Genomic DNA, 7,477 nt, shown 5'->3' with positions numbered 1-7,477 from the left:
GATGCTGGTCGGGACCGTCAGCGAGGCGGCGCGCATGCTGAACGTGTCGCAACCCGTGGTGACGCGCGTGCTGCAGCACACCGAGCTGCGAGCGTTTTCCACAAATCGACAGGCCCCGTAGCGTTGCCCGCGATACCTCAATATCGCAAGAGGCAACGGTCGCGCCCGCTTTTCCACAAGAAACCTCTTGTGGGAAAGCGGATCAGCGCGAGGGCCTGTGGAGCTTGTGGGAAACGCGGCGGTTGATAGTGGCACGGTCTAGCGCCCGGAGGGCGCAAGCGAAAGGGATGTGCAAGGCTGCGCAGCAGTCCCCGCAACGCGGGGATGAGCGCGAATGCGCGAACCTGGAGCAGCCCGGTCGGCCCGCAAAGCGGGACGATTCGCCCAACAACGGACGGTGAAGACGATGGAGCAAAGCATCGGGAGCCAGGAGCTATACCAGCACCTGAAGACCCACGGACGCGCGGAAATTGACGGCTGGGCGATTAACGCGGACGGTGCGGAAATTTGGCTCACGAACCCCTACGGCATCGACGTGGGGTTCTACGCAAACAACGCGGAAGGATGCGCCGGCATCCTGGAGCGCATTTCAACTGACGATCACGAAAGGGAATGGGGCACGCTGTAGTGCAGCCATTCAGAATTCAAGGCAACCGACACACGCCACGGAACGGGCGCGGTTGCGTGACAAGGAAAGGCGAAGGCGACGGACGAAGGAAGTCGCCCTCGCCTTTCGCACTTTCCGGCCCTGCGTGACGCGGCACAAGCGCGGAACGAAACAGCAGGACGGAAAGCGGGAGAAGGCGCAAGGCGAACCGCTGCGAAGCAAGGGAAGCCGTATTGCGCCTCCCCGACTTTCGCGTGCGAAAGTTGTACAAAACCGGCAGCGGAGCGGACGGGCCGGGACGGCCGCCGAATGGCGGCAGCGGGAACCGAGACGGCCCGGCGACACGAAGCAGAATGGCAACGGTAGCAGCCTACGGGGCGAGAAGTGGAAAGCCTAGAAGCGATAGCGAATAGGCGATCACCAACTGCGAGCCAGGCCGCGCATTGCGTGGCCTGCGTCTTTCGCGGCGATCCAGATCAAGAGCCGCGAGAAAGGCATACGGCAAGGATGGTGGTCGGCCGAAGGCTGGCCACCATCGAGCCAGTGCAAGCGGAGAGGTTGCGGCCTGAGTTCCGGCGAAGCTGGAACGAAAGACCGGCAAGGAAGCGGAGCGGGAAAACCGGATTGGCACGGTTGGGCCGAAGGGCCAGCCGTGTCAATCCGGCGCTTTTTTGGGGAAGTGCCGCGCAAGGAACTTGCGCATGGTTTTCTCGGTGACGCCAAAGTATTTGGCGAGCTTCGGCGTCGTCAAACCGAGGGCGTGCAGCTCCCCTACTTTGTCGCGTTGAGGGTCGAGCTTGAGGCGGCCGGTGCTGCCTTTGCGCCGGCCGCCGATTCGGCCCTCAAGGCGAGCACGCTGCAAGCCTTCACGGGTGCGCGCACGGGTGAATTCCACCTCGATCATGGAGGCCATAGCGAAAGCGGCGGCCTGAATTTGAGCATTCAGGCTACCGTCCATGACGGTGCCGTTCTTCGTGATGATGATGGTGACGCCGCGCTCGGCGGCAGTCTCCAGAATCGAAAAGACTTGTCCGGGAGACCCGCCCAAGCGGGTGAATTCGGAAGTTAAAAGCAAGTCACCACGCTGGGCCTGCTCCGTTAGGAGCGAGCCCAGCGCGCGTTCCCGCCAGGGAACAGAGCGACTTGCCGTTTCTTCAACGACAACGAGCGGGGCGTAGCCGCGCGAGTTGGCGAAATCCAGCAGGCCAAGCCGCTGGTTCGCCACGTCTTGCGAGTCGCGCGAGACTCGCAAGTATGCGAAGTAACGAGGCACGGCAGATTCACGCGGAGAACATGAGTTTGTAGGCGAGAGGGAAAGCGGCCAGGACGCCCACAATCGGGCACAGGCGGCGGCAGAATGCCGCGCCGGTCTTGGACTGGATGCTGCGAGCGAGAGCGAAGCCCAGCAGCCAGCCAAGGCCCCAGCCGGCGACAAGCACCAGGAGCGCAAAGAAGGTGTTGCGGCTGAAATAGTCGAGGGATGCGGACATCACTCGGTCGGCGGTTTTGTCATCCATGAAGGGCTCCGATCAGTAGACGCAAACGGAGCTGGCCAGCAGGTCAGCGAGTTTGCGGGCTTTGGTGGTCTTGGGCATGGATTGGCCAAAGTCGGTGATCGCGTCCACCAGGACGCGGCACTCGGCTTTGGTCAGTCGCACGCAGGGAATGGGATAGGTAGCGCCATTGCGGAATCGACTGGCCAGCGCCGGCACGGCGCGCAGCCGGCGATTCTCGCAATGCACGGCATCGAGCACGTCGGCCACGGCCACCATGTCGCCGGCTTTGCCGGTGAACATGTGGTCGGCTTGGGCGTGGTCGCCGTCCGAAGTCAGCAGCGCGAAGATGTCGAGCGCCATGATGGGCCGGCGCGTCAGCGGGCGCGCGGAGCGCGCAGCGCGGTGGCCATCAATGGCTCCACAAAGCGCAGCAATGCGCTTTGCTCGTCCACGGTGAAACCGCTGGTCAGGCTGTGCTCGATCAGCTCCAGTGCGGCCTCCTTGTACTCGATGGGGAGAGCACTGAGCATGGCCAGACTGAAAAGGTAGTCCGGGTGCGCGGCGGAAGCGGCGCACTGGAGCAGGATCAGCGCGGCCTCGTTAGACGGGTTTTTTTCGATCAGGTGAAGGGTTGCCCTCACCGGCTCGGGAAAGTCGCTCAAAACGGCTGTATTCGCGCCGTAGATCGGGCGATGCTCGCCCATAAGGGCCTCACGGTAGTTATTTGTCCAGAAAGGGCGAATTTTACCGGATTCGACGGTAATTAAAAGGTACGTTTTAATGCCGCTTTTTCCGGCAGGAAAAACGGTCGTTAAAACTACCGGGCAAAACGCCCCGGAGGGGCGTTTGCCGGGTTTTTCACCCGGCTGGCAGCGGCTACAGCAGGCCGCGTTGAGCGAAGGACACGGACGCCCCGCCGGCGACGATGACGTGATCCAGCACGCGCACGTCCACCAGGGCGAGCGCATCCTTCAGCACTTTGGTCAGGTTCTCATCGGCGCGTGACGGCTCGGGCACCCCGGAGGGGTGGTTGTGCGCGAAGATGACGGCGGCGGCGTTCAGGCGCAGCGAGGTCTTCACCACCTCGCGCGGGTACACGCTGGTCTGCGTCAGCGTGCCCCGGAACAGCTCGATGTACTCGATGACGCGGTTCTGTGCGTCCAGGAAGATGGCCGCGAACACTTCATGCTCCAAGCTCCCAAGGCGCAGCGAGAAGAAGGCGCTGGCGTCAGCCGGCGCGGAAATCAGGCCGTTGCGCATCACCTTTTCGTCAAGGATGGCCAAGGCGGCCTCGATGACTTGGCCGGCGCTGGCCAGTTGAAACTGGCCGTTGTCGTCAATGGTGAAAAGGTCGATGTGCGAAGCAGTCATGTCATGGACTCCAGGAAGTGGGCGGGATTGCCTACTTCCTCTGGATCGGTTCGCAGCGCAGCGGTCAAGGGTGAAACGGCCAGCGGCCGCAAGCGCCCGCCAGGGCGCGCAGCCCTTGACGGCGAGAACGACTGATACCCTTGGAAGTGACAGGCAACCCCACCCTCTGCACACCACGGACGCCTTTGTGCAGTTGTCTAGCTTTCGCGCGCGAAAGCTCACTTCAGGCCGACAGGCCAGCGCCCGGAGGCGCAAGCGAAAGGGATGTGCAAGGCTGCGCAGCAGTCCCCGAAGGGGATGAGCGCGAATGCGCGAACCTGGAGCAGCCCGGTCGGCCCGCAACGCGGGACGATTCGCCCGGCAGGATTTCAGGGGTTAGAGGAAGCAGGGAGAGAGAGGAACACGGGGAAGGAGAAGATCGACCCAGCCAGCAGCAGCGACACAAGGAAGGACGCCGGCAGGACGGCGCGCGCAGCGCGCAGGCTTGCCGGCCCAGCCAGCAGGGCGAAGCCCTGCCCTTCCAGCCCGGCGCAGCCGGGCTTGTCGCCGGCCTACCGCTCCACCTGGGGAGCGGTCGCGGCTACGGCCGCCCTGCCCGCCTCCATAGCAGCATCGGCCCGCTTGTCCAGCAGGGCGCACAGGAAGGCGGCATCGTTGGCCACGTCCACCGGGTCACGGGTCAGCGCGGAGCGCAGCGCGTCTTTCATCCAGTGGGAGGCGGCGGGATCGGCTAAAACTTCGTCAATAGTCGGGACATGGGCGCGGGGCATAGTAGGTGCTCCAGTTGCGGCCGCCACCGGGCGGCCGCGCGTTTCAAAAAAGGGCCAGTTGCGGGGGTTCCGCCTCGGCCAGCTCGGTTTTCACGTCCTCCAGCTCAAGCGTCAGCTTGACCAGAATGGACAGGTCATAGGAAATGTGGGCGTCCTTCAGGCGCAGCGCCGTGCGCAGCGCGCCCAGCGGGTTGTTACCGCTGGAAATGCACACGTCGTAAGCGGACAGGGCCGCTAGGCCCTGCTCGCGGTAGCGCGTATATGTGGCGATGTCGCGCTGTAGCTCGGCCTCGTACTGCTCGATTTTCAGGGCCAGGTACTCGGCCCGGTCGGCCGGGGCCTTCGGGACGCGGTGCCCTAGATGGGGATCGAGGCTTTGCCAGTTGGCGCGGATGCCCACCTTCTCGGCCTCGGGGAATTCCGCGATCAGGGCCGCGACAGCGGCCGGATCGACGGCGGCCACCAGTGCGGCGGCCTGCTCCTGTATAGACATCGGCCGCCCTCCCCTAGCCTTCCAAGCGGGTCAGCAGCGGGACAGCGCCGTAATTCCACCAGTCGAAAACCCGGTGCAGCGTGGCGCGCTGTTCTTCCTCGGTCGCGGTGCTGAAAAGGTTGTGCTGCCGGATCACGCGGCCAGCGTGGAAGGCTTGCAGCACCTCCAGCGGGGACGGGGCACCATCGAGGGCGCGCAGCGCCTCGCGCAGCTCGCCGTCTTTCACGAAGCCAGGCGGGAACGGCTGGCCACGGTCGGCGGCTGCGGTCGCGGCCTGCTCGATGTCGTGCAGTGTCCATTGCTTCATGATTCGATCCAGCAGGGCGGCGCGGCCCTCACGGACTCCCGCGCGCAGCGCGGCCGCTTGTTTTTCCAGTTCCTCGGCGCTGGCCAGCTTGGCGGCCAGCTTGTTGCGCTCGTTGCGGATCGGGTCGCCCACTTCCGGCAGCAGGTCAACCCAAGGCATGAATTTCGGTTGCATGGCTCGTACTCCTTGAGAGGCCCCGGCGAAGCCGGGGCGCGTGCGTTGGTGGGTTAGGCGGTCAGGGTGAAAAGGGCGGTATTTACGGCGGTGCCGGATTCCGCGAAGGTATCGGGGGGCAGGTTCTCCCATTCGCCGCCGTGCTGCTCCACCAGCGGGCGGAGCTGGTCATTCTGGCGGGGGCCGTTGGCGCAGATCGCCACCAGCTTGCCGCCCGGCTTCAGGAAGCGCAGCGCGTGGCGGATGTGCTTGATGTCGTCGGCGTTGGCAAAGGGGGGATTCATCAGAATGCGGTCGAACGATCCCCACAGGGTTTCGGGCGTGCATTGCAGGAAATCACCGATCACCACGGCGCGGCGGTCTGCATCGAGGCGGCCGCCCAAGGCCGCGTTAATCTCCACGGCCACCACTTCGCAGCCCTCGGGCAACTGCTCCAGAATCCGGCCGGTGCCGGCGCTCGGCTCCAGCACGCGCATTCCCGGCTCGATGTCGGCCAGCTCAACCATGCGCGCGGCCAGATCGGCCGGGGTCGGGAAAAGTTGCGGGACGCTCACAACCTGCACGCCGGCTTTGAGCTGGTCGCGCATGGCTTGGAAGTCCTCGGCCATCGCGGCGCGGTTGTCGGTGCTCTCGGTGCTGGCCGGGGCCTGCTCGGCCGTCACCGGGGCCGGGGCCACGGGTTCGCGCTCGAATTTCACCGGCTCGGCCGCCTCGGGCGCGGGCTTGTCCACGCGCTTGGCGTCGGTGATGTAAACCTGCACGATCCGATAGCCGCTATTGGCCAAAAAGGCGGTGCGGTAGCGGTACGCGCCATGCTCGGCCGTGGCTTGCGCGGTGCGGGTGCCCTTGTAATCGGTGGGCTTGCGCTTGTATTCCTCGGCGGTCATTTCGATGAAGCCTTCACCGGGGAAATTCACCAGCGGCGGCAGCTTGGCGGCCTTCTTGACCTTGGCGGCGTCTTCCTCGGTCGGCGCGCGGTAGTCCTTGATTTCCTCAATGCCACGCACGCGCACATAACGGGCGTTCGTGGTCACGCTGTTGATCTGGCCGCCCTTCTTATTGACGCGCATCACCACCAGCCATTCACCATCAACCAGGACACGGCCGCCCGGCTGGATGTCGAAACCCTCGGCCTTCAAACCGCCTTGCTCGTCCAGCATGGCGCGCTCGTAGGCAATCCGGTTTTCATAGTGGGCAATCCAGCGGTCACAGTGGGCAACCGTGGCCGGGTAGGTCTTCTTGGCGGCCTCGATCACTTCGGCCAGGGTGCGCGGCGCGTAGAGGTTCGGATGCGAGCCGTTCAAGGCGTCGTAAGCGGTCGGGGTGTGGCTCCAGTCTTCGCGGTCGCCTTCCTTGCGCGGCAAGTGCAGCCAGCACATGCCAGCGATGCGCAGGGCCACGGCCTTTTGCAGCTCGGCGTCTTGCTCGGCCTCGCATTCAAGCCACAGCTTCAGCCACATTTCGGCCTCTTGCTTGCTGCGCTCCTGTTTGCGCTTGTCGGCCTCCAGCCCCTTGATGCGGCGATGACGGACGGCGGGCAGCTCCTTGTATTTCGCATGACGCAGGGCACCGGCTGCGCGCTGCTTCCAGTATTCGGAGGTTTCCCACATCTGCACGGCGCGGCGCATCCCATTTTCCATGCGCTCGGCGTCCTTGCGGGCCTTGCGTTCGCTGTGATGGCCCACAAGGATGGGTTGCCCGAACTCGAACCGCTGCCCGATGGCCTGCACGGCGTTGCGCGCTGCGCTGGCGTCATGGGCGCGCTTGTCGCTGTAGTCCTCGAAGCGGTCGGCGCGTTCCTCGGCGCGCTCAACTAGGCCCGTGTCCTCGTCGCCAATCTCGCCGCACAGTTCCATCAGGAGGTCTTCGCGGGCCGGCGTCCACATGGGGGCCACGAAAAGCTCTTGACGGGGTGCCCACTTGAAGCCGGCCGCCTTCACGCGCTCATAAGTCGCGCTGTCCAGTCGTGAGGACGGGTAAAGGCGCAGCTTGTTGTCTTCGGGGGAATAGGTGGCGGTCAGCGTTTGCATGGTCGTTTTCCTTATGCGGAGGGTTGAAGATGGTCTAAGCGGCTGGGGTCTGGTCTGCTCACCGTCACCCCTGCCGGGGCATCGCCTCATCACTGAAGCAATGCCTATATTCTACCCGTCAAACTATTGACCGTCAATAGTTTGTGAGAGAAAAAAGCCTGATTTTTTTCGCGGGTTCCCGGCTTGTGTTTTTCTTCGGGGTTCAGGCAAGCTACCTTGGAGCCTCGGG

The 7,477-nt window shown here is 64.3% G+C and carries 10 protein-coding genes; 1 reads left to right on the top strand and 9 read right to left on the bottom strand.

Translation table 11 applies throughout. The features are described from left to right. Positions 1-406: 406 nt before the first annotated feature. The gene (locus BEK68_RS07435; protein ID WP_009242067.1) at positions 407-628 is read left to right on the top strand and encodes a hypothetical protein; all 222 of its coding nucleotides are present in this window, start codon (positions 407-409) and stop codon (positions 626-628) included. A 634-nt stretch (positions 629-1,262) separates the two neighbouring features. On the opposite strand, the gene BEK68_RS07430 is transcribed toward BEK68_RS07435, so the two are convergent. The 9 genes from BEK68_RS07430 to BEK68_RS07390 all read right to left on the bottom strand — a co-directional run bounded on the left by BEK68_RS07430 (position 1,263) and on the right by BEK68_RS07390 (position 7,158). Continuing rightward, on the bottom strand, positions 1,263-1,880 hold the full coding sequence (locus BEK68_RS07430) for a recombinase family protein (protein ID WP_009242066.1): 618 nt from the start codon (positions 1,878-1,880) through the stop codon (positions 1,263-1,265). A gap of 7 nt (positions 1,881-1,887) precedes the next feature. Further along, complete coding sequence (locus BEK68_RS07425; protein WP_009242065.1) at positions 1,888-2,124, bottom strand: hypothetical protein; 237 nt, start codon at positions 2,122-2,124, stop codon at positions 1,888-1,890. Between the two features lie 12 nt (positions 2,125-2,136). Continuing rightward, entirely contained in the window at positions 2,137-2,463 is a 327-nt protein-coding gene (locus tag BEK68_RS07420) for a hypothetical protein (RefSeq protein ID WP_009242064.1), read from the bottom strand. A 14-nt stretch (positions 2,464-2,477) separates the two neighbouring features. After that, a complete protein-coding gene (locus BEK68_RS07415; protein ID WP_065851703.1) occupies positions 2,478-2,807 on the bottom strand; it encodes a hypothetical protein in 330 nt (109 codons plus the stop codon). A gap of 172 nt (positions 2,808-2,979) precedes the next feature. After that, positions 2,980-3,474, bottom strand: coding sequence for a RadC family protein (gene radC / locus BEK68_RS07410; RefSeq protein ID WP_009242062.1), 495 nt, complete (start codon positions 3,472-3,474; stop codon positions 2,980-2,982). A gap of 551 nt (positions 3,475-4,025) precedes the next feature. Beyond that, on the bottom strand, positions 4,026-4,244 hold the full coding sequence (locus BEK68_RS07405) for a hypothetical protein (protein ID WP_009242061.1): 219 nt from the start codon (positions 4,242-4,244) through the stop codon (positions 4,026-4,028). Positions 4,245-4,287: 43 nt separating this feature from the next. Then, a complete protein-coding gene (locus tag BEK68_RS07400; protein ID WP_009242060.1) occupies positions 4,288-4,737 on the bottom strand; it encodes a hypothetical protein in 450 nt (149 codons plus the stop codon). Between the two features lie 13 nt (positions 4,738-4,750). After that, entirely contained in the window at positions 4,751-5,218 is a 468-nt protein-coding gene (gene kleA / locus BEK68_RS07395; protein ID WP_009242059.1) for a stable inheritance protein KleA, read from the bottom strand. 53 nt (positions 5,219-5,271) lie between these two features. Next, complete coding sequence (locus BEK68_RS07390) at positions 5,272-7,158, bottom strand: DUF3560 domain-containing protein (RefSeq protein WP_244199222.1); 1,887 nt, start codon at positions 7,156-7,158, stop codon at positions 5,272-5,274. Between the last annotated feature and the right edge of the window lie 319 nt (positions 7,159-7,477).

The sequence above is a fragment of the Ralstonia pickettii genome (assembly GCF_001699815.1).
In the GTDB taxonomy this organism is placed as follows: Bacteria; Pseudomonadota; Gammaproteobacteria; order Burkholderiales; family Burkholderiaceae; genus Ralstonia; species Ralstonia thomasii.
Note: the sequence above shows the minus strand (reverse complement) of the source record. Positions and strands in the feature narration are given on the sequence as shown.